This window comes from Actinomycetospora chlora, from assembly GCF_039542135.1.
Taxonomy (GTDB): domain Bacteria; phylum Actinomycetota; class Actinomycetes; order Mycobacteriales; family Pseudonocardiaceae; genus Actinomycetospora; species Actinomycetospora chlora.
This window is the reverse complement of the sequence record NZ_BAABHO010000068.1, coordinates 1-25,036: the sequence shown is the minus strand read 5'-3', so window position 1 is coordinate 25,036 and position 25,036 is coordinate 1. Positions and strand designations below refer to the sequence as shown.

At 75.7% G+C, this 25,036-nt stretch carries 24 protein-coding genes and 2 pseudogenes; 21 read left to right on the top strand and 5 right to left on the bottom strand.

Annotated elements, in window-relative coordinates:
• From ftsY to ABD994_RS27835, 5 genes are all read left to right on the top strand, one after another.
• On the top strand, window positions 1-1,149 hold a 1,149-nt coding region (ftsY, locus tag ABD994_RS27855; protein ID WP_345423645.1), incomplete at its 5' end, for a signal recognition particle-docking protein FtsY.
• A 29-nt stretch (window positions 1,150-1,178) separates the two neighbouring features.
• Window positions 1,179-1,538 (top strand): VOC family protein, encoded by a 360-nt coding sequence (locus tag ABD994_RS27850; RefSeq protein WP_345423642.1) that lies wholly within the window; start codon window positions 1,179-1,181, stop codon window positions 1,536-1,538.
• Window positions 1,539-1,835: 297 nt separating this feature from the next.
• On the top strand, window positions 1,836-3,170 hold the full coding sequence (locus ABD994_RS27845; RefSeq protein ID WP_425550139.1) for an ammonium transporter: 1,335 nt from the start codon (window positions 1,836-1,838) through the stop codon (window positions 3,168-3,170).
• Window positions 3,167-3,505 carry a P-II family nitrogen regulator gene (locus ABD994_RS27840; protein WP_345423636.1) on the top strand — a complete coding sequence of 113 codons (339 nt, stop codon included), beginning with the start codon at window positions 3,167-3,169 and terminating at the stop codon, window positions 3,503-3,505. Before ABD994_RS27845 ends, ABD994_RS27840 begins: the two co-directional genes overlap by 4 nt.
• 119 nt (window positions 3,506-3,624) lie before the next feature.
• The gene (locus ABD994_RS27835) at window positions 3,625-6,153 is read left to right on the top strand and encodes a [protein-PII] uridylyltransferase (protein WP_425550138.1); all 2,529 of its coding nucleotides are present in this window, start codon (window positions 3,625-3,627) and stop codon (window positions 6,151-6,153) included.
• A 10-nt stretch (window positions 6,154-6,163) separates the two neighbouring features.
• Here ABD994_RS27835 and ABD994_RS27830 read toward each other — a convergent pair whose 3' ends face one another.
• A complete protein-coding gene (locus tag ABD994_RS27830) occupies window positions 6,164-8,140 on the bottom strand; it encodes a serine/threonine-protein kinase (RefSeq protein ID WP_345423630.1) in 1,977 nt (658 codons plus the stop codon).
• Window positions 8,141-8,279: 139 nt separating this feature from the next.
• Between ABD994_RS27830 and ffh the strand changes: the two genes are divergently transcribed.
• Window positions 8,280-9,908 carry a signal recognition particle protein gene (gene ffh, locus ABD994_RS27825; RefSeq protein ID WP_345423627.1) on the top strand — a complete coding sequence of 543 codons (1,629 nt, stop codon included), beginning with the start codon at window positions 8,280-8,282 and terminating at the stop codon, window positions 9,906-9,908.
• Here the strand turns inward: ffh and ABD994_RS27820 are convergent, their stop codons facing one another.
• Window positions 9,909-10,301, bottom strand: a complete 393-nt coding sequence (locus ABD994_RS27820) for an MmcQ/YjbR family DNA-binding protein (protein ID WP_345423624.1) — start codon at window positions 10,299-10,301, stop codon at window positions 9,909-9,911.
• Between the two features lie 165 nt (window positions 10,302-10,466).
• Here ABD994_RS27820 and ABD994_RS27815 point away from each other — a divergent pair, with 165 nt between their 5' ends.
• Window positions 10,467-11,555, top strand: a complete 1,089-nt coding sequence (locus tag ABD994_RS27815; RefSeq protein WP_345423621.1) for an amidohydrolase family protein — start codon at window positions 10,467-10,469, stop codon at window positions 11,553-11,555.
• Window positions 11,556-11,558: 3 nt separating this feature from the next.
• On the opposite strand, the gene ABD994_RS27810 is transcribed toward ABD994_RS27815, so the two are convergent.
• Window positions 11,559-12,971 (bottom strand): MFS transporter, encoded by a 1,413-nt coding sequence (locus ABD994_RS27810; RefSeq protein WP_345423618.1) that lies wholly within the window; start codon window positions 12,969-12,971, stop codon window positions 11,559-11,561.
• Window positions 12,972-13,031: 60 nt separating this feature from the next.
• Here ABD994_RS27810 and ABD994_RS27805 point away from each other — a divergent pair, with 60 nt between their 5' ends.
• From ABD994_RS27805 to rimM, 4 genes and pseudogenes are all read left to right on the top strand, one after another.
• Window positions 13,032-13,787, top strand: a complete 756-nt coding sequence (locus tag ABD994_RS27805) for a LamB/YcsF family protein (RefSeq protein ID WP_345423615.1) — start codon at window positions 13,032-13,034, stop codon at window positions 13,785-13,787.
• Between the two features lie 132 nt (window positions 13,788-13,919).
• Window positions 13,920-14,252: pseudogene (gene rpsP, locus ABD994_RS27800) on the top strand (30S ribosomal protein S16); the annotation flags it as partial.
• A gap of 20 nt (window positions 14,253-14,272) precedes the next feature.
• Window positions 14,273-14,512 carry an RNA-binding protein gene (locus ABD994_RS27795; protein WP_116706343.1) on the top strand — a complete coding sequence of 80 codons (240 nt, stop codon included), beginning with the start codon at window positions 14,273-14,275 and terminating at the stop codon, window positions 14,510-14,512.
• Window positions 14,513-14,522: 10 nt separating this feature from the next.
• Entirely contained in the window at window positions 14,523-15,062 is a 540-nt protein-coding gene (gene rimM, locus ABD994_RS27790) for a ribosome maturation factor RimM (protein ID WP_345423611.1), read from the top strand.
• A 2-nt stretch (window positions 15,063-15,064) separates the two neighbouring features.
• Here the strand turns inward: rimM and ABD994_RS27785 are convergent, their stop codons facing one another.
• On the bottom strand, window positions 15,065-15,781 hold the full coding sequence (locus ABD994_RS27785; RefSeq protein WP_345423609.1) for an MgtC/SapB family protein: 717 nt from the start codon (window positions 15,779-15,781) through the stop codon (window positions 15,065-15,067).
• 42 nt (window positions 15,782-15,823) lie between these two features.
• On the opposite strand from ABD994_RS27785, the gene trmD reads away from it, so the two are divergent.
• From trmD to ABD994_RS27760, 5 genes and pseudogenes are all read left to right on the top strand, one after another.
• The gene (gene trmD, locus ABD994_RS27780) at window positions 15,824-16,672 is read left to right on the top strand and encodes a tRNA (guanosine(37)-N1)-methyltransferase TrmD (RefSeq protein ID WP_345423606.1); all 849 of its coding nucleotides are present in this window, start codon (window positions 15,824-15,826) and stop codon (window positions 16,670-16,672) included.
• Between the two features lie 97 nt (window positions 16,673-16,769).
• A complete protein-coding gene (gene rplS / locus ABD994_RS27775) occupies window positions 16,770-17,129 on the top strand; it encodes a 50S ribosomal protein L19 (protein ID WP_345423603.1) in 360 nt (119 codons plus the stop codon).
• 840 nt (window positions 17,130-17,969) lie between these two features.
• Window positions 17,970-18,824, top strand: a pseudogene (gene lepB / locus ABD994_RS27770) (signal peptidase I); the annotation flags it as partial.
• Window positions 18,825-19,024: 200 nt separating this feature from the next.
• Entirely contained in the window at window positions 19,025-19,837 is an 813-nt protein-coding gene (locus tag ABD994_RS27765) for a ribonuclease HII (RefSeq protein ID WP_345423654.1), read from the top strand.
• Window positions 19,834-20,154, top strand: a complete 321-nt coding sequence (locus ABD994_RS27760) for a DUF2469 domain-containing protein (RefSeq protein WP_345423600.1) — start codon at window positions 19,834-19,836, stop codon at window positions 20,152-20,154. Before ABD994_RS27765 ends, ABD994_RS27760 begins: the two co-directional genes overlap by 4 nt.
• Window positions 20,155-20,160: 6 nt before the next feature.
• On the opposite strand, the gene ABD994_RS27755 is transcribed toward ABD994_RS27760, so the two are convergent.
• Window positions 20,161-20,439: a hypothetical protein gene (locus ABD994_RS27755; protein WP_345423597.1), complete on the bottom strand. Its 279-nt coding sequence runs from the start codon at window positions 20,437-20,439 to the stop codon at window positions 20,161-20,163.
• Window positions 20,440-20,480: 41 nt separating this feature from the next.
• On the opposite strand from ABD994_RS27755, the gene ABD994_RS27750 reads away from it, so the two are divergent.
• The 5 genes from ABD994_RS27750 to ABD994_RS27730 form a co-directional block, all read left to right on the top strand.
• Complete coding sequence (locus ABD994_RS27750) at window positions 20,481-21,056, top strand: LysR family transcriptional regulator (RefSeq protein WP_425550137.1); 576 nt, start codon at window positions 20,481-20,483, stop codon at window positions 21,054-21,056.
• A 138-nt stretch (window positions 21,057-21,194) separates the two neighbouring features.
• The gene (locus ABD994_RS27745) at window positions 21,195-21,581 is read left to right on the top strand and encodes a YraN family protein (protein WP_345423594.1); all 387 of its coding nucleotides are present in this window, start codon (window positions 21,195-21,197) and stop codon (window positions 21,579-21,581) included.
• A gap of 1 nt (window position 21,582) precedes the next feature.
• Window positions 21,583-23,175: a YifB family Mg chelatase-like AAA ATPase gene (locus ABD994_RS27740; RefSeq protein WP_345423591.1), complete on the top strand. Its 1,593-nt coding sequence runs from the start codon at window positions 21,583-21,585 to the stop codon at window positions 23,173-23,175.
• Window positions 23,172-24,383: a DNA-processing protein DprA gene (dprA, locus tag ABD994_RS27735; protein WP_345423588.1), complete on the top strand. Its 1,212-nt coding sequence runs from the start codon at window positions 23,172-23,174 to the stop codon at window positions 24,381-24,383. The genes ABD994_RS27740 and dprA overlap by 4 nt, the downstream gene beginning before the upstream one ends.
• Before the next feature lie 129 nt (window positions 24,384-24,512).
• Window positions 24,513-25,036 (top strand): site-specific integrase (locus ABD994_RS27730; RefSeq protein ID WP_345423585.1); only part of this gene is annotated, 524 nt, incomplete at its 3' end.

Here is a 25,036-nt window from a genome sequence, read left to right as displayed (position 1 = left end):
GCCGAGCCCACCGCCGAGCCCACCGCCGAGCCCACCGCCGAGCCCACCGCCGAGCCCACCGCCGAGCCCGACACGGCCACCACCGGGCCCGGTGTGCTCGACGAGCCCGTCGCGGCGGGTCCGCAGGCGACCGCGCCCCCGGAGGCCGACACGGCCTCGCCGGACACCGAGGTCGTCGCGCCCCCGACCGGGGACACCGTCGCCCCCGCGGCGCCGACCGAGGAGATCGCGCCGGCCGAGGGCCGTCTCGAGCGCCTACGCGGGCGGCTCGGGCGCTCCCGCTCGACGCTCGGGCAGGGCCTGCTCGGCCTGCTCGGCGCCGGTGACCTCGACGAGGACTCCTGGGAGGAGGTCGAGGACACGCTGCTCCTGGCCGACCTCGGCTCGGCGACGACGCAGCAGGTCGTGGCCAAGCTGCGCGAGCGGATCGCCTCGCGCGGGGTGCGGACGCCCGACCAGGCCCGCGAGCTCCTGCGAGAGGTGCTGGTCGAGGAGCTCGGCCCCCAGATGGAGCGCTCGGTGCGCGCGCTGTCCCACGACGGGCGCCCCGCGGTCGTGCTCGTCGCCGGCGTCAACGGCACCGGCAAGACCACCACCACCGGCAAGCTCGCCCGCGTGCTCGTCGCCGACGGCTTCGTCGTGCTGCTCGGCGCCGCCGACACGTTCCGCGCGGCCGCCGCGGAGCAGCTGGCGACGTGGGGCGAGCGGGCCGGGGCCGAGACCGTCCGTGGGCGCGAGGGGGCCGACCCGGCCAGCGTCGCGTTCGACGCCGTCAAGCGCGGCACGGAGTCCGGCGTCGACGCGGTCCTGCTCGACACCGCCGGCCGGCTGCACACCAAGACCGGACTCATGGACGAGCTGGGCAAGGTCAAGCGCGTCGTCGAGCGTCAGGCCGAGGTCGACGAGGTGCTGCTCGTCCTCGACGCCACCACCGGCCAGAACGGCCTGACGCAGGCGCGCGTGTTCGGCGAGGTCGTCGACGTCACCGGCGTCGTGCTCACCAAGCTCGACGGCACGGCCAAGGGCGGCATCGTGTTCCAGGTCCAGCGCGAGCTCGGGGTGCCGGTGAAGCTGGTCGGACTCGGCGAGGGTCCCGACGACCTCGCGCCCTTCGAGCCCGAGGCGTTCGTGGACGCGCTGCTGCGGTAGCTGTCGGGGGGCGCTCCTACCGTGCGCGCATGGCCATCGCCCGACTGCAGCTGACCGCTCTCGACTCGCCGGCGCCGCTCGCCCTGGCGCGCTTCTACTCGACGCTCACCGGCCTGCCCGTGGGCCCGACGGACGACGACTGGGTCGAGCTCGACGCCGGCGGGGGTCCGACGCTGGCCTTCCAGCTCGCGCCCGCCCGCCGGGCGCCGGACTGGCCGGCCGAGGGGGCCCTGCAGGCCCACCTCGATCTCGAGGTGGACGACCTCGACGCCGGCGAGGCCGCCGTCCTCGAGGCCGGCGCGACGAAGGCGGAGCACCAGCCGGGCACGACCTTCCGCGTCTTCCTGGACCCCGACGGCAACCCGTTCTGCCTCGTCCTCGCCTCGTGAGAGGCTGTGCTCCGTTCGGGCGCCGCTGACCACGTCGGTGGTGGCCCTGATCGCGCAGCGTCATGACGCACGTCTCGTCGGGAGCAGTAACGCTCCGGTTCGTCCCCCTGCGAAACACAACCGTCACATGGTTCGGCGGGCTGTTAACTGCTGTGAAACGACCGGCGCAGCTGCGCGAAACACGGCGAACCCATTCTCTCCTCGCAGTGAGCACGACAGGAGCAGGAGGGACGAGCGAACGTGCCCGAACTCAACGCAGGTAGTACCGCGTGGGTCCTCGCCAGCGCTGCGCTGGTGATGCTGATGACCCCCGGTCTGGCCTTCTTCTACGGCGGCATGGTCCGCTCCCGCAGCGTCCTCAACATGCTCATGATGAACTTCATGTGCCTGGCGATCGTCGGGGTGCTGTGGTGCCTCTACGGCTTCTCGCTGGCGTTCGGCAACGACGCCTTCGGGGGACTCATCGGGAACTTCCAGTTCGTCGGTCTCGGTGGGATGGGCAGTGCCGATGCGCCGACGCTGATCGGGACGGCCCCGGACACGATCCCGATCTGGGCCTTCGCGATGTTCCAGCTGATGTTCGCGGTGATCACCCCGGCGCTGATCTCGGGCGCGCTGCCCGACCGCGTCAAGTTCTGGGGCTGGTCGCTGTTCGTCGCCCTCTGGGTGACCATCGTCTACTTCCCGGTCGCCCACTGGGTGTTCGCGTTCGACGGCAGCACCGCCGAGACCGGCGGTTGGATCGCCAACCAGCTCGGCGGCTGGATCACCACCGACGGCGCGACGCTCGACTTCGCCGGTGGTACCGCGGTCCACATCAACGCCGGTGCGGCGGGCCTCGCGATCGCGCTGGTCGTCGGCAAGCGCCGCGGCTGGCCGCGTGACCCGGGCCGTCCGCACAGCCTGCCCTTCGTGCTCCTGGGTGCGGCGCTCCTGTGGTTCGGCTGGTTCGGCTTCAACGCCGGCTCGGCGCTGGGTGCGAACGTCAACGCCGCCATCGCGTTCTCCAACACCATGCTCGCCACCTCGGCCGCCGTCATCGGCTGGCTGATCGTCGAGCAGGTCCGCGACGGCAAGCCCACCACCCTCGGTGCCGCCTCCGGTGCGGTCGCCGGTCTGGTCGCCATCACCCCGGCCTGTGCGTTCGTCAACCCGATCGGTGCCCTCGCGGTCGGTCTCGTCGCCGGCCTGCTCTGCGCCCTCGCGGTGTCGCTGAAGTTCAAGCTCGGCTTCGACGACTCCCTCGACGTCGTCGCGGTCCACCTCATCGGTGGCCTCTGGGGCACGCTGTCGCTGGGCTTCTTCGCCACCACGTCGCTGAACTCCAGCAGCGCGGACGGGCTGTTCTACGGCGGCGGGTTCAGCCAGCTGCTCATCCAGCTCATCGCCGCGGTCTCGGTGCTCGTCTACTCGTTCGTGGTGACGCTGATCCTCGCGACGATCGTCAAGGCCACCGTGGGTCTGCGAGTCTCTGACGAGGACGAGAGCACCGGCATCGACGAGTCCCAGCACGCGGAGTCCGGGTACGACTACTCCGGTCTGCGCATCGGCGGCGGCTCGGGCTCGCTCTTCGAGCACACGACCGCCAGCGACCGCGTCCCCGCTACCCCGAGGGAGGGCTCGACACCGTGAAGATGGTGACCGCGATCATCAAGCCGTTCGTGCTGGAGGACGTCAAGGGCGCCCTCGAGCAGCTCGGGGTCCTGGGCATGACGGTCAGCGAGGTCCAGGGCTACGGCCGCCAGAAGGGCCACACCGAGGTCTACCGCGGCGCGGAGTACTCGGTGGACTTCGTCCCGAAGGTCCGCATCGAGGTCGTCACCGACGACACCACCGTGGAGAAGGTCGTCGACGCGATCGCCGAGACCGCCCGCACCGGCAAGATCGGTGACGGCAAGGTCTGGGTGACCCCCGTCGAGACCGTGGTGCGCGTGCGCACCGGTGAGCGCGGGGCCGACGCCCTGTAGCCCACGGCGACGAGGACGGCGCCGGGTCCCCACTGGGGGCCCGGCGCCGTCGTCGCAGCACGAGATCGGCCGGGGGACCGGGCAGCAACGGGAGCTGCCGGAGAGGACTGTGGGGACGGATGGCGACGGACGCGGAGCGCAGCGGAGCCGGACCAGCGCGCTCTGCCGCGGAGCGCAGCGGAGCCGGACCTGCGCGTTCTGCCGCGGAGCGCAGCGGAGCCGGACCGGTGCCGTCGAGCCTGGACGACGAGCGCGGCACGACCAACGGCGACGCCGTCGACCTCGTGCGTGCCCGCGCCGCCCTGCTCGACCCGCCGCCGGGGGCCCGACGTCTCGGCCCGGCGGCGCTGCGCGAGGCCATGGTCGAGCTGCACGACTTCTGGCTCTCGTCGCGGGCCGCCGCGGTGGGCGTCGGGGAGGGATCGGCGCTGGTCGCGGTGGGTGCGCTGGGCCGGCGGGAGCTGGCGCCGCACTCGGACCTCGACCTCGTGCTCGTCCACGACGGCCGCCGCAACGGCCGCGAGCAGATCTCCCGTGTGGCCGACGCGCTGTGGTACCCGCTGTGGGACGCCGGCGTGGGGCTGGACCACTCGGTGCGCACCGTCGGCGAGGCCATCGAGGTGGCCACGACGGACCTGCGGGTGGCGCTGGGCCTGCTGGAGGTCCGCCACCTCGCCGGCGACCCGGAGCTCGCCGAGCGCCTCGCCGCCACCGCCCGCCAGGCGTGGCGGGCCGGCATCCGCAACCGGTTCGACGACCTCGTGGCGGCCACCGAGTCACGGTGGGAGCGCTCCGGCGAGGTGGCGCACCGCATCGAGCCCGACCTCAAGAACGGTCACGGCGGCCTGCGCGACATCCAGCTGCTCGACGCCCTCGCCGCGGCGCAGCTGGTCGACCGGCCGACCGTCGACGTCCAGGACGCGCGGCGGCTGATGCTCGACCTGCGCGTGGAGCTGCACCGGCGGGCCGGACGCGCCCGTGACGTGCTGCAGGCCGAGGACGCCCACGAGGTCGTCGCCGCGGCCGCGGCGGACCTCGGCGTCACCGACCGGTTCGACCTGGCGCGCGCCGTGTCCGGCGCCGCGCGCACCGTCGTGTTCGCCACCGACACCGCCCTGCGCTCGGCACGCGCCGCCCTGCCGCGCCGGGGCCTCGCGGCGCTGCGGCGCGCCCCGGCCCGCCGCCCCCTCGACGACGGCGTCGTCGAGCACGCCGGCGAGGTGGTGCTCGCCCGCGACGCGCAGGTTTCGCGCGACCCGGCTCTCGTGCTGCGCCTCGCCGCGACCGCCGCGCGGACCCGCCTGCCGATCGCCGCGAGCACGCTGCACCGCCTCGCCGAGGCGGCGCCCGAGCTGCGCGAGCCGTGGCCGCGGGCCGCGCTCTCCGAGCTGCTCGCCCTGCTCGGGGCCGGCGACGGCATGGTCGACGTCGTCGAGGCCCTCGACCGCACGGGGCTGTGGGGCCGGCTCGTCCCCGAGTGGGGGGCGGTGCGCGACCTGCCGCCCCGCGACCGCCAGCACGTCTGGACCGTCGACCGGCACCTCGTGGAGGTCACGCGGCGGGCGGCCGAGCTGACCACGCGCGTCTCCCGGCCGGACCTGCTGCTGCTCGGCGCGCTGGTGCACGACATCGGCAAGGGGCGCGAGGAGGACCACTCCGAGGTCGGCGAGCGCCTGGCCCGCCACATCGGGCGGCGCCTCGGGCTGTGGCCCGCCGACGTCGAGACCCTCGCCGCGATGGTGCGTCACCACCTGTTGCTGCCCCACACCGCGTCGCGGCGCGACCCCGAGGACCCGGCGACCGTCGAGCGCGTCGTCGAGACCCTGGGCGCCGACCCGGTGCTGCTGGAGCTGCTGCACGCGCTCGCCGAGGCGGACTCGCTCGGCACCGGGCCCGGGGTGTGGACGCCGTGGCGCGCGACGCTCATGGGCGACCTGGTGCGGCGGTGCCGCGTCGTCATGTCGGGCGGGCCGGTGCCCGGGCCGTCGCCGCTGTCGGAGGACGCCCTCGCGCTGGCGCGCTCGGTGGCCGAGACCGGGCGGCCCGAGGTGTCGGTCAGCGGTGAGGGCGAGCTGACGACGATCACGATGACGGTCGCGGCGCCCGACCGGCCCGGCCTGCTCTCGCGGGCGGCGGGGGTGCTGGCGCTGCACTCGCTGCAGGTCCACACCGCCGACCTCGGCGAGCACGACGGCGTCGCCGTCGACGCGTTCACCGTGTCCCCGCGGTTCGGTCGCCTGCCCGAGGCGTCGCTGCTGCGCGAGGATCTCGTGCGGGTGCTGCGCGGCTCGCTCGACCTGCCCGCGCGCCTCGCGGCCAAGGAGCGCGACTACGACCGTCCGGGCCCGGCGCCCGCCCCGAGCCGCGTGCTGTGGTTCGACGACGAGGCCACCGGCGCCGTCGTGCTCGAGCTGCGCACCAGCGACCGCATCGGCCTGCTCTACCGCGTCGCCGCGGCGCTCGAGGCCGAGGACCTGGACGTGCGCTGGGCGCGGGTGTCCACCCTCGGCAGCTCGGTGCTCGACGCGTTCTGCCTCGAGACCACCGAGCACGAGGGTCTGGACCCGGACCGCCGGCGCCGGGTGGAGGAGGCGGTCCTCGGGGCCGCGGCAGACGGCCGCCCCGCGGAGCCCAGCCCGTCGGGGTGATCGCCCCGGCCTACACCTCGACGGTGGACAGGTGCTCGGACGGGAAGAAGTACGCGTTGCGGCCGTCCGGCGTGACGGTGATGTGGGACGGCCAGGGGTAGGTGACGGTCCCCTGCCGCGAGACGGTGGTGCTCGCCGTGTCGACGGTGGAGACGAGGTTGGTCTCGTCGTCGCGGAGGGAGAAGGAGGTCGTCGCGACGACGACCCGGGCGCCGTCGGGTGTCACCCCGACCCCGGAGACCGTCCCGTTCCGGAGCGGAACGGTCGCAACGCCGAAGGTGGCCGTGTCGACGACGAGCAGCGAGGGGTTTCCCGAGCCACCGTCGACGGCCGAGTAGACGTGGCGGCCGTCGGGCGCCACGCGGACGCCGAACGCGCCCGTGCCGGCCGCGGCCGGGTACCGGGCGCTGACGGTGTTCGTGGCCGTGTCGATCACGGCGAGCCCCGAGCTCGTCGCGACATAGGCCCGGCGGCCGTCGGGCGACAGGGCCATCGCCATCGCGCCGGGCAGGTCGTCGACCGTGGCCGTCACGGTGTTGCTGGCCGCGTCCACCACCGACACCGCGCCCGCGCCGAACCCGTCGACGACGTAGACCTGCGCCCCGTCCGGGGCGACCTCGACGTCGCTCGGACTCCTCACTGGCACCGACGCGGCGACGGCCTGGGTCGCTCGGTCGATGACCACGAGCGCGTCGGCGCCGGGTTGGGCGCGCGTGACGTAGCCGCGTCGCCCGTCCGGACTCAGGGCGACGTCGGTGAGGTTGCCGGGGACGTCCACCGGGATGCCTTGCTGCGGATCCGTCGCGTCGACGTCGATGTCCATCACCCCGGCCCGGGAGTCGAGGCCGTTGGTGACCAGGAGCCCGGTGCGCGCGTCGGGGCCGAGGGCGAGGTGCGTCCCGGCGCGGGCGAGGGAGGTGACGGATGCCTCGCCGACCCCGCCGCCACCGACGACCGCGATCACGATCCCCACGAGGGCGAGCGCTCCGAGCGCCACGAGCCCGCCCACCGTGCCGGGACGCCGGTACCAGGAGCGTCGGGGTGGTCGGGACCGCAGCGGCGGCAGGGGAGGCACCGATCGGAGACGCACGGGTGGCGCGGCGGCGGAGCGCGTCTTGGCCCGGGACTCGCGGGCCCGCGGCGGCGACGGCGCCGGGCGAGGGGTGGCCGGCCGCTCGGGAGCACCCCGGGCTGCGGCGGCCAGGGCGCCGGCGGTCGCGTGGCGCCGGTCGGGGTCCTTGGCCATCGCCGTCGTCACCACGTCGTCGAGCCCCCGCGGGAGGTCAGGCCGCAGGGACGACGGGCGCGGGGGCGGTTCGTGGACGTGGGCCTGCAGCAGCTGCAGGAAGTCGCCGGTGAACGGGGTCCGGCCCGTCAGCAGTTCGTGGAGCACGCAGCCCAGGGCGTACACGTCGACGCGGTGGTCGCCGCCCGCGCCGAAGCGCTCCGGCGCCATGTAGGCCGCGGTGCCCGACACCATCGACGAGCTGCGCGAGTTCGTGAGCAGGTTCGCGGCGATGCCGAAGTCGATGAGGTACGCGAAGTCGGGGCCCCCACCCCCGGCCAGCAGGATGTTGTGGGGCTTGACGTCGCGGTGGACCAGGCCCTCGGCGTGCGCCGCGTCGAGGGCGCCGGCGACCTGGGCGACGAGGTCCACGGCACGGGAGGGGTCGAGCGGGCCGTTCCGCGCGAGGTGGGACGCCAGGTCCGTGCCGTCGACCAGCCGCATGTCCAGGTAGGGCTGGCCGTCGATCTCGCCGTAGTCGTGGATGGGGATGACGTGCGGGTCGCGCAGGCGGGCCGCGAGCTCGGCCTCGCGCAGGAAGCGGCGCTGGAAGTCGGGGTCGGCGGCCAGCCCGGCGGGGAGGCGCTTGAGCGCGACCTCGCCGCGGTTCTTGCGGGTGTCGATCGCCCGGTGGACCTCGCCCATCCCGCCGCGGCCGATGAGCCCGACCAGCTCGTAGGGGCCGAACCGCTCGCCGGGCACCGCGTCACCCTAGCGGCACGTCCTGCTCCACCCGGCCGAATCGAGGGCCGGGGGGCGGCGACCATTACGCTGGGAGGCCATGGCCGGGTCCCGACCCGGTCGCTGTCGCGCCGCCGGTGAAGCGAGGAGAGCGAGCGCCGTGTTCGACACCCTGTCCGACCGCCTCACGTCGGTCCTGTCCGACCTGCGCGGCAAGGGTCGGCTCTCCGAGTCCGACATCGACACGACGTGTCGCGAGATCCGCATCGCGCTGCTCGAGGCGGACGTCGCGCTGCCGGTGGTGCGCGGGTTCGTCAAGCAGGTCAAGGAGCGGGCCCGCGGAGCGGAGGTCTCCGAGGCGCTGAACCCGGCCCAGCAGGTCGTCAAGATCGTCAACGAGGAGCTCGTCGGCATCCTCGGCGGCGAGACCCGCCGCCTGCGGTTCGCCAAGAACCCGCCGACGGTGATCATGCTCGCCGGCCTCCAGGGTTCCGGCAAGACGACCCTGGCCGGCAAGCTCGCGCACTGGCTCAAGGGCCAGGGCCACACCCCGATGCTCGCGGCCTGCGACCTCCAGCGACCCAACGCCGTCAACCAGCTCCAGATCGTCGGCGAGCGTGCCGGGGTCGAGGTGTTCGCGCCCGAGCCGGGCAACGGCGTCGGCGACCCGGTCGACGTGGCCCGCCGCGCCGTGGCCGACGCGAAGACCCGCCAGTACGACGTCCTCGTCGTCGACACCGCGGGTCGCCTCGGTGTCGACGAGGAGCTGATGCGCCAGGCCGCGGACATCCGCGACGCCGTGTCGCCGGACGAGACGCTGTTCGTCCTCGACGCCATGGTCGGCCAGGACGCGGTCAACACCGCCGAGGCGTTCCGGGACGGCGTCGGCTTCTCCGGCGTGGTGCTCACCAAGCTCGACGGTGACGCCCGCGGTGGTGCCGCGCTGTCGGTCCGCGAGGTCACGGGCGAGCCGATCCTCTTCGCGTCCAACGGCGAGAAGCTCGACGAGTTCGACGTCTTCCACCCGGACCGCATGGCCTCGCGCATCCTCGGGATGGGCGACGTCCTGACCCTCATCGAGCAGGCCGAGCAGGCCTTCGAGGAGGGGCAGGCCGAGAAGGCCGCCCAGAAGATGTCCGAGGGCGACCTGACGCTCGAGGACTTCCTCGAGCAGATGATGGCCGTCCGCAAGATGGGCCCGATCGCCAACGTCCTCGGCATGCTGCCGGGCGCGGGGCAGATGAAGGACCAGCTCGCCGGCCTCGACGAGAAGCACCTCGACCGCGTCCAGGCGATCATCCGCGGCATGACGCCCGCCGAGCGCGAGGACCCGAAGATCATCAACGGGTCCCGGCGGCTGCGCATCGCCAACGGCTCGGGCGTCGGTGTCTCGGACGTCAACCAGCTCGTCGAGCGGTTCTTCGAGGCCCGCAAGATGATGAAGAACATGGCCGGCCAGTTCGGGCTGCCGGGCATGGGCGGGGGCCGCAAGGGCAAGCGCCAGGCCGCGAAGGCCGCGGTGAAGTCCCGCAAGGGCCCGAAGCAGATGCCGGCGATCGCCGGCATCGCCAGCGAGAGCACCGGGAGCACCGGCCAGGACCGCGGTCAGCGCTCCGTCGGCAGCTACCAGACCCCGGGGCTCAACCAGCTCCCGCCCGCCCTGGCGGGCATGAACGAGCTGCCGCCCGGCTTCGACCCCGGCGCCCTGTCGTTCCCCGGCACCAACGCCGGCAACGCCGGCCCGCGCGGCGGTGGCGGCAAGAAGGGCAACAAGAAGAAGCGCAAGTAGTCAGCCGTTCAGCCACTTCTCCCGCCGGCGCGGCGAGGCCCGCGACAGCCAGGCGTCCTGGACGATCTCGGCGAGCTCCTCGCGCGGGATCCGGTGGAGGTGGGCGGCGCGCAGGAGCACCGAGAGGTGCCCGTCGAAGCGTGGCGTGGTGAAGAACGGCGTGGTGGGGTCGCGCACCAGGGCGTCCTTGTCCTCCTCCGACTCCACCCAGAACATGATCACGTCGGGGTACTTCTCCCCGGTCCCGGGATCGGCGGCGTCGGGCTGCGGGGTCCGGAAGAACACGAACGACTTCCCGCCCACCTGGTAGATCGTGTTGCCCTTCGGCCCCTCGAGGGCGGTGACGTGCGGCATCGCCGCCGCGAGGGCGTGGACGTCGTCGACGGTGCTCACGCGAGCCGCGCGGTGATGTCGTCGACCCGGCGCAGGGGGCCGGGCAGATCGTCCGTGGGCGGCACGGCACCTCCTCGTCGCATGCCTGGGTCAGGTATACGGCTCGCGGGCGCCGGAGCGAGGAGGTGGCCCCCGCGCGGTGCGCCGACGGCTACCCTCCGCGGCATGTCGCATCCCCCGCTGCACCTGCGCGGCGTGCTGCTCGACGGCACCGCCGAGGGCGAGCACGTCGGCGAGCTGTGGGTCACCGCCGAGGGGCGCATCAGCCGGGACCCGGTCCCGGACGCGGAGACCGTCGTCGACGGCGGGTGGATCCTCCCGGGCCTCGTCGACGCCCACTGCCACGTCGGCATCGGGCCGGACGGCCCCGTCGACCTGGAGACCGCGCGCGAGCAGGGCCACGTCGACGCGGCGGCGGGCGCGCTGCTGCTGCGCGACTGCGGCAGCCCGATCGACACCCGCCCGCTCGACGACGACCCGCGGATGCCCGAGATCGTCCGCGCGGGCCGTCACCTGGCCCGCCCGAAGCGCTACATCCGCGGGCTGCCGATCGACCTCGAGCCGGACGAGCTGCCGGCCGCGGTCGCCGAGCAGGCGCGCGCGAACCCGTGGGTGAAGCTGGTCGGCGACTGGATCGAGCGCGAGGCGGGCGACCTCGCGCCGCTGTGGCCGGACGACGTCCTGCGTGCGGCGATCGACGCGGCGCACGCGGAAGGGGCGCGGGTGACCGCGCACGTCTTCGGCGAGGACGCGCTGCCCGGGCTGATCGGCGCGGGTATCGACGGCATCGAGCACGGCACGGGCCTGACGGACGAGACGATCGCGATGATGGTCGAGCGGGGCACGGTGCTGGTGCCGACGTTGATCAACGTCGAGAACTTCCCGTCGTTCGCCGACGCCGCCGGCGAGAAGTTCCCCCGCTACGGCACGCACATGCGGGAGCTCTACGAGCGCGCGCCGGCGACGATCGCGGCGGCCGTCGAGGCGGGCGTGCGGGTCTTCGCGGGCACCGACGCCGGCGGGGGCATCGAGCACGGCCGGATCGTCGACGAGGTCGCCGCGCTGGCGGGCGTGGGCCTCGGGCCCGCGCGCGCCCTGGCCGCCGCCTGCGGTGACGCCCGGGCCTGGCTGGGCCGTCCCGGGCTCGTCGACGGCGCCCCGGCCGACCTCGTCGCCGTCGAGGGCGACCCCCGGGCCGACGTCGACCTGCTGCGATCGCCGTCGCTCGTCCTGCGGGCGGGCACGCGGCTCTGACGGTCAGCGTCGGGCGGGCAGGCGGCGCGACAGCGCGATCGCGACGACGAGCACCCCGGCGATCACCAGCAGGGCGTCGGAGAACGGGGCGCCGGCGCCGTCGTGCAGCGGGTTCCACGAGCCCCCGGCCCCGGCGGTGCGGGCCGCGAGCACGGTCCCGAGCACCGCGGCGCCCGTCCCGCCGCCGAGGAAGAACGCGCCCTGGTAGAGCCCGAGGCCGACGCCCGCGTGCTCGGCGGGGACGGCCGCGGCGGCCGCGTTGATCAGGGGTGAGGTGATCGACGCGAGCGCGACCCCGACGAGGAACGTGACCGCGCTGAGCAGCAGCGCCGACCCGCCCGCGGCCGTCGACAGCGTCAGCACCGCCGCAGCGAGCAGCGCCAGCCCGGTGCCGACGAGGCGGCGCGGGCCGAGGCGGTCGGAGAGCCGGCCGGCGGGGGAGGACAGCGCGGCGACGGCGACGGCGCCCGGGAGCAGGACGAGGCCCACGTGGCCGACGCCGAGCCGGTTCACCGTCGCGACCAGCAGCGGGACCAGCAGGATCGTGCCCAGGTAGCAGAACATCGCCAGGAAGCCGACGGCCACCGCGGTGACGAAGGGCCCGTGGGTGAGCAGCGCCGGCGGCGCGAACGGGTGCGGCGCGCGGCGGATCCACAGCGCGAACGCCCCGGCGAGCGCCACCGCCGCGAGGACCGCGCCCCACGACGACGCGGCGCCGAGCCCCACCTGCTGCGCGCGCGTGAGCCCGAAGAGCCCGAGCCCGACCGCCGCGCCGAGCAGCGCGCCGCCCACGACGTCCACACGGCGCCACGAGACGGGCGTGTCCGGGCGCGCGTCGGGCAGCACCCGGGGCGCGAGGACCAGCAACGGCGCCGACAGCAGCGCCGCGCCGAGGAACGGCCACCGCCACCCGGCCGCCTCGGCCAGGATCCCGGCCAGCGGCGGCCCGAGTGCCTGCCCCGCGCCAACGCCGGTGCCGACGATCCCGAACCCGAACCCGCGGCGTCCGGCCGGCAGCGAGCGAGCCACCGCCACCGAGCCCAGCGCCGGCACCGCCGCGCTGCCCGCGCCCTGCAGCACCCGCCCGACGAGGTGCAGGCCGATGTCCGGTGCGAGCCCGGCGAGCACCGACCCGACGAGGAACACCGCCAGCCCGGCGGCGAACACCCGCCGGATGCCGAAGACGTCCGCGACCCGCCCGTAGAGCGGGGTGGCCACGGCGAAGGCCAGCGAGAACGCCGTCACCACCCAGGCGAGGCCGCCGGGGGAGGCGGCGAAGTCCCGGCCGATCTCGGGGACCAGGACGAGCACCATGCTGTTGGCGAGCACCGCGGTGGCCACCGCGACCAGCAGCACCCCGAGGAGCAGGCCGACGCGGACGGGAGCGTCGGCGGGGGCCGGCCGGAGATCGGTCACACCGGACAGACTGCGCCTTCGAGTGCGCTCGAGGTCAAGGGGCTGATCTAGGCTGGGCGCGTGCCGACCCTCGACCTCAACGCCGACCTCGCCGAGGGCTTCGGGACGTGGTCGCTGACCGACGACGACGCCCTCCTCGAGGTCGTGACCTCGGCGAACGTCGCCTGCGGCTTCCACGCCGGCGATGCGGCGACCATGCGCCGCGTCTGTGCCCGGGCCGTCGAGAACGGCGTGGTGATCGGCGCGCAGGTGTCCTACCACGACCTCGCGGGCTTCGGGCGCCGCTTCGTCGACGCCGACCCCGACGAGCTCACCGCCGACCTGCTCTACCAGGTGGGTGCGCTGCGGGAGTTCGCCCGCGCGGCGGGTGGCGAGGTGCGCTACCTCAAGCCGCACGGGGCGCTCTACAACGCCGTGGTGCACCACGACGCCCAGGCCGCCGCCGTCGTCGAGGCCGCACGGGTGGCGGGGCTGCCGGTGCTCGGGCTGCCGGGATCGCGGTTCCTGGCCCGGGCGCGGGAGGCGGGCCTGACGACGTACGGCGAGGCGTTCGGCGACCGCGGCTACACCCCCGAGGGCACCCTCGTGCCGCGCCGCGAGGACGGCGCCCTGCTCCCCGACGCCGACGCGGTCGTCGAGCGGGCGCGGCGCCTGGCCGCGGACGGCGTGATCGTCGCCGTGGACGGGACGGAGATCCGCGCCGAGGCCGCCTCGCTGTGCCTGCACGGCGACACCGCGGGCGCCGTCGAGTCGGCCCGCCGGGTCGCGGAGGCCCTGCGCGCCGCGGGGGTCACCCTCGCGCCGTTCGCGGGATAGGGCGTCTGGCACAATCGATCGGTCGCCGTGTCCCGCCGCGGGTGGGCGCGGCCGCGCACGAGCGGGCACGCCGTCCCCGGGGAATCCTCCCCGGCCGGGCGGCCCCGAGCATCGACCGAGGAGCACTCGTCAGTGGCTGTCAAGATCAAGCTGGCCCGCATGGGCAAGATCCGCGAGCCCCACTACCGCGTGGTGGTGGCGGACGCCAAGAACCGTCGTGACGGTCGCGTCATCGAGCAGATCGGCGAGTACCACCCCAAGAGCCAGCCGAGTGACATCAAGATCAACTCGGAGCGCGCGCAGTACTGGCTCGGCGTCGGTGCCATCCCCACCGAGCCGGTGCACAGCCTGCTGAAGATCACCGGTGACTGGCAGAAGTTCAAGGGCCTCCCCGGCGCCGAGGGCAAGCTGCAGCCGCAGCCCGAGAAGGTGGACAAGCAGGCCCGCTTCAACGAGGAGCTGGCCAAGGTCACCGGCTCCGCGGAGTGAGCGAGCTCGCCGAGGCGCTGGAGCACCTCGTGCGCGGCATCGTCGCGCACCCCGACGACGTCGCGGTCGACCTCGTCACCAACCGTCGCGGGCGCACCCTCGAGGTCCGGGTGCACCCCGACGACCTCGGCAAGGTCATCGGCCGCAACGGGCGCACCGCCACCGCGCTGCGCACCGTGGTGGGCGGCATCGGCGGGCGCGGCGTGCGCGTCGACGTCGTCGACACCGACCGCTGAGCCGGTGCCCGTGACCGACCCGTCCGGCGACGAGCGCGTCGTCGGCCGGGTCGTGAAGGCCCACGGCCTGCGGGGAGAGCTCGTCGTCGAGCCCCGCACCGACAACGTCGAGGCCCGGTTCGCCCCGGGCACCGTGCTGTCGGTGCGGGGCTCGCGCAGCTCCCGGGTCGGGTCGCTGACGATCGCCGCCGCCCGCCGTCACGGCGACCGCCTGCTCGTCACGGTGGAGGAGGTCGGCGACCGCGACACGGCCGAGGCCCTGCGCACCGCCGAGCTGACGGCCCCGGCGCTCGCCGAGGCGCCCGACGACCCCGACGAGTTCCACGACCACCAGCTCGAGGGCCTCACCGCCGTGCTGACCGACGGCACGGTCGTCGGCACGGTCACCGCGGTGGTGCACGGCGCCGGCGGGGAGCTGCTCGCCATCGAGCGTCCCGGGGCCGGCGAGGCCCTCGTCCCGTTCGTCGCCGCGATCGTCCCCGAGGTCGACGTGGCCGCCGGGCGCCTCGTGCTCGACCCGCCGGAGGGCCTGCTCGACGACGGGGAGTGAGGTCAGTCCTCCTCGGTCGGCACCCCGACCGCGAGCACGCCCGGGAGCTCCGAGAGCTCGCCGGTGAGCGACTCGAGCGCACCGCGTCCGGTGAGCGACAGCGTCACGGACGCGGTCCGGCTGCCGACCGGGTCGTCCGGTCCGTCCTCGCGGTCGACGTGCATCCCGGCCACGGCGAAGCCCCGCTCGGTACAGGCGGTGAGCACGGCGCGCAGGACGCCGCGCCCGTCGCTGTAGGAGATGGTGACGTCGCGCGGCACGGTCGACGAGTGCGTCACGAGGCGCGCGAGCGGGCGGTAGCCACGGGTCACGAGGTAGTGCACGGCCGTCCCGGCCACCGCGAGCACCGGGAGCCCGGCGCCACAGGCGGTGCCGACGGCGGCGGCCGCCCAGACCGTCGCCGCGGTGGTGAGCCCGCGGACGGCGTCGCGGCGGACGAAGATCAGCCCGCCGCCGATGAACCCGATCCCGGAGACGATCTGGGCGGCGACGCGGGACGGGTCGAGGGCGACGTGCTCGGTGCCCAGCAGGTCGTCGAAGCCGTACTTCGAGATCAGCATGAAGGCGGCCGACCCGACGCCGACCAGCGTGTGCGTCCGCAGACCCGCGCTCTTGGCCGCCTGCTCGCGCTCGAGGCCGATCAGGGTGCAGAGCACCAGGGCCAGGCCCAGCGGCGCCAGCAGGCTCCACTGCTGCGGGTAGGACAGGAACTGCTCCACCCCTCGCCACCTCCCGCGCCGTCCGGGGCAGGATCGTGCCCGATGCGCATCGACGTCGTCACGATCTTCCCGGACTACCTCGCGCCCCTGGACGAGGCCCTCGTCGGCCGGGCACGGCGGGCCGGCCTGCTCGACGTCCGGGTCCACGACCTGCGCGGCTGGGCGAGCGGCGTGCACAAGGCCGTCGACGACGCCCCCTACGGCGGCGGCCCGGGGATGCTCATGACCGCGCCGGTGTGGGGCGCGGCGCTGGACGACGTGACGAGCTCGGGCGACGGCGTCCCGCGGCTGCTCGTCCCGACGCCGGCCGGCGCGCCGCTGACCCAGCGCCGCGTCGCCGGGTGGGCGGGGGAGCCGTGGCTGGTCGTGGCCTGCGGCCGCTACGAGGGCATCGACGCGCGGGTCCTCGAGGACGCGGCGACGCGGATGCCGGTGGAGGAGGTCTCGCTGGGCGACTACGTGCTCGCCGGTGGCGAGGTCGCGGCGCTGGTCGTCGTGGAGGCCGTCTCGCGGCTCGTGCCCGGGGTGCTGGGCAACCCGGAGTCGGCGGAGCTGGACTCGTTCGCGGAGGGAACGGGCGGTCTGTTGGAGGCGCCCGCGTACACCCGCCCCGAGACGTGGCGTGGCCGGGCCGTCCCGGACGTCCTGCGCGGCGGCAACCACGCCGTCGTCGACCGGTGGCGGCGCGACCGCTCCCTGGAGCGCACCGCCGCGGTGCGTCCCGACCTGCTCGACGCCCTCGTCGCGCGCCACGGCGCGGCGGCGTTCGACGCGCGGGACCGCGAGGTGCTGGCCGCGTGCGGGTACGACCCGGCCGAGGGGCACCGGGCGTCGGCATGGCAGACTGGGGAGGTTGCCGCGGACGGCGCGCGGCCCCCCGAGGGTCGCTGACCCGCCGCCCGCCGCCCGAGAACCGCCTTGGCCGGCATGCAGACGGACGCCCGTGTGGGCTCCGGCACCGGCCCGTGAGACCGCGAGGACGCTGACGATGAACGCCCTGGACGAGCTCGACGCCAAGTCGCTGCGCTCCGACGTCCCCGACTTCCGCGCCGGGGACACCGTGAAGGTGCACGTCCGGGTGATCGAGGGTTCACGCTCCCGTGTACAGGTCTTCCAGGGTGTCGTGATCCGCCGCCACGGGGGTGGGCTGCGCGAGACGTTCACCGTCCGCAAGGTCTCCTTCGGCGTCGGTGTCGAGCGCACCTTCCCGGTGCACTCGCCCAACATCGACCACATCGAGGTCGTCACCCGTGGTGACGTCCGGCGCGCGAAGCTGTACTACCTCCGTGAGCGTCGGGGCAAGGCCGCGAAGATCCGCGAGAAGCGCGAGACCACCCCGGCCTCCTGAGCCGCGCGGTCCCCGTCTCCTAGCCTGAAGCGCGTGCGCCCCCAGGAGCCCTCCGTGCCCCCGTACCCGAGCCGTCCCGAGCGGCCGGGCCCGTACGGGTCCGACGGTGGCCGGGCTCCGTCCCACGCGCGTCCGGACGACCCGGACGACCACGGTGCGGTCGATCCCTACGGCGACGTCCCCGCGCCGCCCCGGCCCGCGGCCCCGCAGGCGCCCTACGGCGCCTCCGGGTGGAGCGGATCGGACGGGTACGGGGACCCGCCGGCCGACCGGTACGACGGCGTCGGGGGGTACGGGCACCCGGGCAACGGCCTGAACGGCTACGGCGCCTCCGGACACGCCGCGCACGGGTCCAGGCCCACCGGGACGAACGGCGTCGACGGCTCCGGGAGCAACGGGCACGGCCCGGCGTCGCGGCCGGGGGGCGACGGCGGGCACCTGCGGTCCCCGTCCGGTCCACCCTGGGCGCCGGCGCCCCCGCCGCCGCCGTTCTTCGGGGTGCACCGGCCCGACGGTCGCCCGCCCGGTCCGCCGGTCGTGCCGCCCGTGTCCCCGCCCGGGTGTCACCGCGCCCCGTCGGCTCCTGCCGCGCCCGTCGCGCCCGCCGCACCGCCTCCGGCGGCACCCGAGGCCCCGACGGCGTCGTCCTCGGCGTCGTCCTCGGCGTCGTCCGGCTCGTCGTCCGACCACGGTGGCCTCGCCGGAGCGGACGGGTTCGCGTCGCGCGCGCCCCGCCCTCGCGACACCGCGTCCACCACCGGCACCACGGCGACCACCGCCACCCGCGGCGTCGGCGGCGGCGCCGGGGTCGGCCCGGGGCGTCACCGCCGCGGCCTCGGTCAGGACGACGGCGACGACGGTCCCGAACCCGGCAGCGGCCCCGGCCGGCACGGCGGCGACAAGGGCGCCGACAAGGGCGGCAAGGGCAAGAAGAAGCGCAAGGGCTCGTTCTGGCGCGAGCTGCCGTTGCTGATCGTGGTCGCGGTCGTGCTGACGTTCGTCATCCAGACGTTCCTCGCGCGGATCTACGTCATCCCGTCGGCGTCGATGGAGCGCACGCTGCACGGCTGCAACGGCTGCGCCAACGACCGCGTCGCCGTCGACAAGATCACCTACCGGTTCTCCGACCCCCGGCCGGGCGACGTGGTCGTCTTCCGCGGGCCGCCGACGTGGAGCGCCAACGACGAGGTCTCCAGCGGTGAGCCGTCGGGGAACGTGCTGGTCCGCGGCCTGCAGAGCGGCCTGTCGCTGGTCGGGCTCGCGCCGCCCAACGAGAAGGACTTCGTCAAGCGCGTCATCGCGACCGGCGGCCAGACCGTGGCCTGCTGCGACGCGCAGAACCGCGTCACGGTCGACGGCCGCCCGCTCACCGAGCCCTACATCTACTACCAGCCCAACCTCGGCCGGACGCAGGCCGACTTCGCCCCGGTGCGCGTGCCGGACGGCCAGCTCTGGGTGATGGGCGACAACCGCAACAACTCCGCGGACGCCCGCGTGCACGGGCCGATCGGCGTCACCGACGTCATCGGCAAGGCGCGCGTCATCGTGCTGCCCGTCGGCCGGTGGAGCGGCGTGCCCGACCCCGACCCGCAGGCCCAGCCGGCCGCGTTCGGTGCCCCGGCCTGGACGCAGTCCGCCCCGCTGGCGGCGGGCGTGCTCGGCGCGCTGCCCCTGGTCGGGGTGTCGCGGCGGCTGCGGCGGCGGTGGGTGTCCCACGGTGCACCGCGGGAGCCGGACGACCCCGACCCGCTGGACGGCCCCGCCACGGGGGAACCACCGCCGGCCCCCGATCCCGGCCGGTGACGGCCGGCAACGACGCGGGTCGCCGGCGCGGTGCCGGCCCGGGCACGGGCCGTCGTCCCCGTCGGCGGGCACCGCTGCCGCCGCGCACGGGGGTGCAGCCGCCCCGGGCGATCGTGCGCCGCAGCACGGAGAGCTGGGCCCTGCAGTCCGCGCTGGAGCGACACGGCCTCGGGCCGGTCGCCGGTGTCGACGAGGCCGGGCGCGGTGCGTGCGCGGGCCCGCTCGCGGTCGCCGCGTGCATCCTCCGGCCCGGTGACGCGCGCCGGTTCGAGGGCCTCACGGACTCCAAGCTGCTCACCCACGAGGAGCGGGAACGGTTCGCGGCCGTCATCGAGCGCCGGGCGCTGGACTGGCACGTCGTGCTGGTGGACCCGCCCGAGGTCGACCGTCGCGGGGTGCACGCCGCCAACATCGACGGCATGCGCCGCGCGGTCGCGCGCCTCGACGTGCGGCCGGGCTACGTGCTCACCGACGGCTTCCCCGTCACGGGCTTCGGCGTCCCGGCGCTGGCCGTGCCCAAGGGCGACCTCGCGGCGGCGTGCGTCGCGGCGGCCTCGGTGCTGGCGAAGGTCACCCGCGACCGGCTGATGACCGAGCTGCACGAGAAGCACCCGCAGTACGGCTTCGACGTCCACAAGGGCTACTGCACGCCGACGCACGGCGCAGCGCTCGCCGAGCACGGGCCGTGTGCCGACCACCGCTTCAGCTTCGTCAACGTCGCCGCGGCCGCCCGTGGCCGGAGCCAGGACGGGCTGGTCCCCGCCGTGCGCCACAATGGGGCGGTGACCGTCGACGAGGCGTCCGCAGTGAGCGGGGAGGCCGACGAGCTCGTGGAGCTGGACGCGGTGCTCGGCGGCCCGGAGGAGATCACGGGCGACGCGCCGGAGGGGGGAGAGCCGCGATGAGCGCGGAGGATCTCGAGAAGTACGAGACCGACATGGAGCTCTCGCTCTACCGCGAGTACCGCGACATCGTCGCGCAGTTCTCCTACGTGGTGGAGACCGAGCGCCGGTTCTACCTGGCCAACTCGGTCGACGTCGCCGTGCGCAACGCCGACGGCGAGGTCTACTTCGAGGTGACCATGTCCGACGCCTGGGTGTGGGACATGTACCGCCCGGCGCGCTTCGTCAAGAACGTGCGGGTCGTGACGTTCAAGGACGTCAACGTCGAGGAGCTGGAGAAGCCCGACCTCCGCCTCGACGAGGGGCCCTTCGGGAGCTGACGCCCGTCACGCGGGAGCGGGCCACGCCGCCGCGAGGGCCAGCACCTGGAGCACGGCGAACCCGACGGCGGGCGAGCGCCGGCGCCACGCCCACGAGCGGGGGCAGCACCAGACCGACCGCGCCGAGGACCTCGACCGGCCCGATCGCGGGACCACCGGCGTCGGCACGGTGTCGCCCCAGCCCGTCCTCGGCGGGAGCCCCTCGCGGCGGTGGACGAGCTCCAGCCCGCCCGCCCAGAGGTAGAACAGCGCGAGGAGTAGGGCCACGATTCCGTAGGCGATCACGTCCCGAGGCCCGGACGCGGTCGCGGGGCGGTCCAGGATCCGTGCGTAGGGGCGATGTCGTGGAGCTGTCGTCGCTGGTCGTGGACCTGCGCCAGCTGCGCTACGTCGTCGCGGTCGCCGAGGAGCGGCACTTCGGGCGCACGGCCGAGCGTCTCCACATCACCCAGCCGTCGCTGAGCCGCGCGATCGAGCAGCTCGAGCGCGATCTCGGCGTCGCGCTGCTCGAGCGGTCGCCCGCCCGCGTGGCCCCCATCGCGGCCCGCGAGGTCCTGCTCGACGAGGCCCGCACGGTGCTCGACCAGGTGGCACGGGCCCGCACGCGGGTGGTCGGGGCGGCCGGGCCGGCGCTCGGCACGCTGGGACGGTCGTGCGCACGGCGCACGAGTGCCTGCAGGCCGTCCTGTGGAACGGCAACGTGGGCCCGGTGCCGCTGGGCCACGAGCTCCCGGCCGGCCTCGTCGCCGTGCCGCTCACCGACCACCCGCCCAGCGAGCTCGTCGTCGCGTGGCGGGCCGGCGACCGGAACCCCCCTGGTGCGCGCGGTGGTCGCCGTCGCCGCGGCAGTGTTCGCGCACACCAGCCGTCCGGGTGCCGCCGCTGCCCCGTCCGGTCGTTGACGGCCGTGGGGGCGACACCGATCCGTCCCCATCCCCGGCAGGTGTCCCCAGGCGGGCGTCGCGTGCTCGCGGCGCGGCGGGCGGCCCCGGCAGCCTCGGGCGTGCCGCCGGAGTGACCGGCGGGGGAGGGGGCCGGACATGGCCACGACACGCGGGACGCCCGACCGGATGGGGCTCGGGCGGCGCGGCGAGGACGTCGCCGCCGAGCACCTCGCGGCGCGCGGGCTGGACGTGCTCGACCGCAACTGGCGCTGCCGCGAGGGCGAGCTCGACCTCGTCGCCGCCGACGGCCCGCGGGTGGTGGTCGTCGAGGTCAAGACGCGGTCGGGCACCGGGTTCGGGGTGCCGGCCGAGGCGGTGACCCCGGTGAAGGCCGCGCGCATCCGGCGGCTGGCCCAGCGGTGGCTCGCCGAACGGCACGCCGCCGGCGGATCCGGGTTCGCCGAGGTGCGCTTCGACGTGGTCGCCGTCCTGCTCGCGGCCGGCGGCGAGCCCCGCGTCGAGCACTACGAGGGGGCGTTCTGACGTGGCGCTCGCGAACGCGTGGTCGATCGGCCTGCGCGGGGTCGACGGCGAGGTCGTCGAGATCGAGGCGGACATCGGGCAGGGGCTGCCGGGCGTCTCGCTGGTCGGGCTGCCCGACGCGGCCCTCGCGGAGTCGCGCGACCGGGTGCGTGCCGCAGTGGTCAACTCGGGGGAGACGTGGCCCGCGCGGCGCATCACGCTCGCGCTGTCGCCGGCGACGCTGCCCAAGCAGGGCAGCGGGTACGACCTGGCGCTGGCCTGCTCCGTGCTCGCGGCGTCGCAGCAGGTGCCGCTGGCCGCGCTGCGCGGGGTGGTGCTGCTCGGCGAGCTGGCCCTCGACGGGCGGGTGCGCGGGGTCCGCGGGGTGCTGCCGGCGCTGCTCGCGGCCCGGCGGCTCGGCGTGGAGCGGGCCGTCGTGCCCGCGGCCGCGGCCGTCGAGGCCGGCCTGGTCGAGGGCGTCGAGGTGCTCGGCGCCGAGCACCTGTCCGACGTCCTCGCCTGGCTGCGGGGCGACCGCGGGCGGCTGGCGGCCGTGCGGACGCGGGCACGCCCGCGCGGCGGCGGCCCGCGGGAGGACCTCGCCGACGTCGTCGGCCAGGCGGAGGCCCGCCGGGCGGTCGAGGTGGCCGCGGCGGGCGGGCACCACCTGCTGATGGTCGGCCCGCCCGGGTCGGGCAAGACGATGCTCGCCCGCCGGATGACCGGGCTGCTGCCCGACCTCGACGTGGACGCCGCCCTGCAGGTGGCGGCCGTCCGGTCACTGGCGGGCGCGCTCGACCCGCAGGAGGCCCTGCCCGCCGCCCCGCCCTTCGTGGCCCCGCACCACTCGGTGTCCTCGGCGGCGCTCGTCGGCGGCGGGAGCGGGCTCGCCCGCCCGGGCGCGGTGTCGCTGGCCCACCGCGGCGTCCTGTTCCTCGACGAGATCTACGAGTTCGGCCCGCACGTGCTCGAGATGCTGCGCACGCCGCTGGAGGAGGGCGAGGTCCGCCTCGCGCGCACCGACGGCGTCGTGCGCTACCCGGCGCGCTTCCAGCTCGTGATGGCGGCCAACCCGTGCCCGTGCGCCCCGGCGCGCGACACCGACTGCTCCTGCTCGAGCCTCGAGAAGCGCCGGTACACCGCGCGCCTGTCCGGCCCGATGCTCGACCGGGTCGACCTGCGGGTGTCCCTGCGGCCCGTCGAGTCGCTGACGTGGGCGGGCTCGCCCACCGAGGGCATCGAGGGCGCCCCGGAGGACACCGCGACGGTCCGCTCACGGGTCCTGGCGGCCCGCGCCGCCGCCCGCGAGCGCTGGCGCGACGCGGGGTGGCGCACCAACGCCGAGGTGCCCGGCCCCGAGCTGCGCCGCCGCGGCCGCCTGCCGCGCGACGCCGGGGAGGTGCTGGAGCGCCAGCTGCGCACCGGGGCGATGACGGCCCGCGGCGTCGACCGGGCGCTGCGTGTGGCCTGGACGCTCGCCGACCTGCGCGGCGCACCCGGCCCGGAGCGCGCCGACATCGTCGAGGCGGTCGGCTTCAAGGGGTACGCGGACGACGCGGCGGACGAGGACCTGCCCGGTGGCGAGCAGCAGGGCCTCGACGGAGCGGTGGCGTGAGCGCCGTCGCGCCCGAGAGGGCGTCCGCGGTGGCGCGCGAGGTCCTCCTGGCCCGGGCCTACCTGTCGCGGGTGGCCGAGCCGCCGGCCCCGGCGCTCGCCGCCTACGTCGACGACGTCGGCCCGGTGGTGGCCGCGCGGCACGTGCGGGCCGGCACCACCTCGGGTCCCGGCGCCCTCCCGCCGGGCGTGGCGGCCGAGACGGCGGCGCGCCGCGACACCGACCGCGCCGGGTCCGACCTCGCCCTGCTCGCCAACCGGGGTGGGCGCCTCGTCGTGCCGGAGGACCCGGAATGGCCGGCCGCGGCGCTGGCGGGGCTCGGCGTGGTCGCGGGCGCCGACGGCGCGGACGGGCTCGAGGGCGCGCCCGCCCGCGAGGGTCCCGCCGTCCCGCTGGCGCTCTGGGCCCGCGGGCCGGGGCGCCTCGACGACGCGCCACGCGGGGCGGTCGCGATGGTCGGGGCCCGGGCGGCGACCGACTACGGCCTGTGGGTCGCCCGCGACTGGGCCGCCGACCTGGCCGACCGGGGCCTCACGGTGGTGTCGGGCGCCGCGCTCGGCATCGACGGCGCCGCCCACCGCGGGGCGCTCGCCGTCGGCGGGTCCACCGTGGCCGTCCTGGCCTGCGGCATCGACCGCGCCTACCCGCCGAGCCACGCCACGCTGCTCGACCACGTGGTACGCCGGGGGCTGGTCGTCACCGAGTACCCGCCGGGCACCACCCCCGCGCGGCACCGCTTCCTGGTCCGCAACCGCCTGATCGCGGCGCTGACCGCGGGCACGCTCGTCGTCGAGGCGGCCGCGCGGTCCGGGGCGATGCGCACGGCGCTCGTGGCGAGCGGGCTCGGGCGGGCGGTGATGATCGTGCCGGGCCCGGTGACCTCGGCGCAGTCGCTGGGGTGCCACGAGCTCGCCCGCCGCCCCGAGGTCTCCACCGTCGGGCGGGCGGCGCACGTCGTCGAGGAGGTGAGTCGAGTGGGGGACGGCTACGCCCCTCCACCGGGGAGCCCTTCGCGTCCGACGGACGGTCTTGACCCGGCTGCCATGCGTGTGTACGACGCCCTGCCCCTCCAGACGGCGCGCACAGCGGTACGCCTGGCCCACGACGCGGGGGTCGACCCGGCTGGGCTCGCCACCCACCTGAGCGAACTCGAGGCCCGCGGGCTCGCCGAGACCGACGGTGGGCGGTGGCGTCGCCGACCGGGGTGAACAGGCACAGCGCGATGAACGGTTGCGGAGCGCGACGAACGGGACCGCTCCTCGACGGTGGCCCACGGTCACCGCACAGGTCGTGGCGGTGCTTGACCGAGGCCGGTCAGGTCGAGAGTCTTCACCGCGATGACCGGCACGTTCTCTTCCGACGGCCCGACCGGGCGCCCGCTGCGGGCGTCCGCGTCACCCGGTCGAGGGCACTCTCGTGAGCTCCCCTTCGACCCGGTCACGTCGTCACGCTCCGCGTTCACCGAGACGGACGCTGCGGGCCCCGCGGAACGCCCCGGTGACTCCGCTCCGTCGGTACCGGAGCCCCGCAGCGCGGGGGCCGGGCACGGCGGGGCCCGCGGCGCGGAGGCGCACCTCGACGCCTTCGCCGCGCACCTGCGCTACGAGCGCGCGCTCTCGCCGCACACCGTGCGGGCCTACCTGGGCGACGTCACGACGCTGCTCGACCACCTGCGCGGACCGGACGCCCCCGCGGACGCCCCGGTCGACCTCGCCGACCTCGACCTCTCGGGTCTGCGGTCCTGGCTCGCCGCGGGCCGGGCGCACGGCGCGAGCCGGACCACGCTCGCGCGCCGGGCGGCCGCCGCGCGCACGTTCACCGCCTGGGCCGCCCGCACCGGGCGTGCCCCCACCGACGCCGG

What these genes read in the sequence shown, in the direction of transcription:
- ABD994_RS27835 (WP_425550138.1), top strand. Translation starts at nt 3,625, where the DNA reads ATGGCGACGGACGCGGAGCGCAGCGGAGCCGGACCAGCGCGCTCTGCC.
- ABD994_RS27760 (WP_345423600.1), top strand. Translation starts at nt 19,834, where the DNA reads ATGAGCGCGGAGGATCTCGAGAAGTACGAGACCGACATGGAGCTCTCG.
- ABD994_RS27850 (WP_345423642.1), top strand. Translation starts at nt 1,179, where the DNA reads ATGGCCATCGCCCGACTGCAGCTGACCGCTCTCGACTCGCCGGCGCCG.
- ABD994_RS27815 (WP_345423621.1), top strand. Translation starts at nt 10,467, where the DNA reads ATGTCGCATCCCCCGCTGCACCTGCGCGGCGTGCTGCTCGACGGCACC.
- trmD (WP_345423606.1), top strand. Translation starts at nt 15,824, where the DNA reads ATGCGCATCGACGTCGTCACGATCTTCCCGGACTACCTCGCGCCCCTG.
- rplS (WP_345423603.1), top strand. Translation starts at nt 16,770, where the DNA reads ATGAACGCCCTGGACGAGCTCGACGCCAAGTCGCTGCGCTCCGACGTC.
- ABD994_RS27745 (WP_345423594.1), top strand. Translation starts at nt 21,195, where the DNA reads ATGGCCACGACACGCGGGACGCCCGACCGGATGGGGCTCGGGCGGCGC.
- ABD994_RS27845 (WP_425550139.1), top strand. Translation starts at nt 1,836, where the DNA reads ATGCTGATGACCCCCGGTCTGGCCTTCTTCTACGGCGGCATGGTCCGC.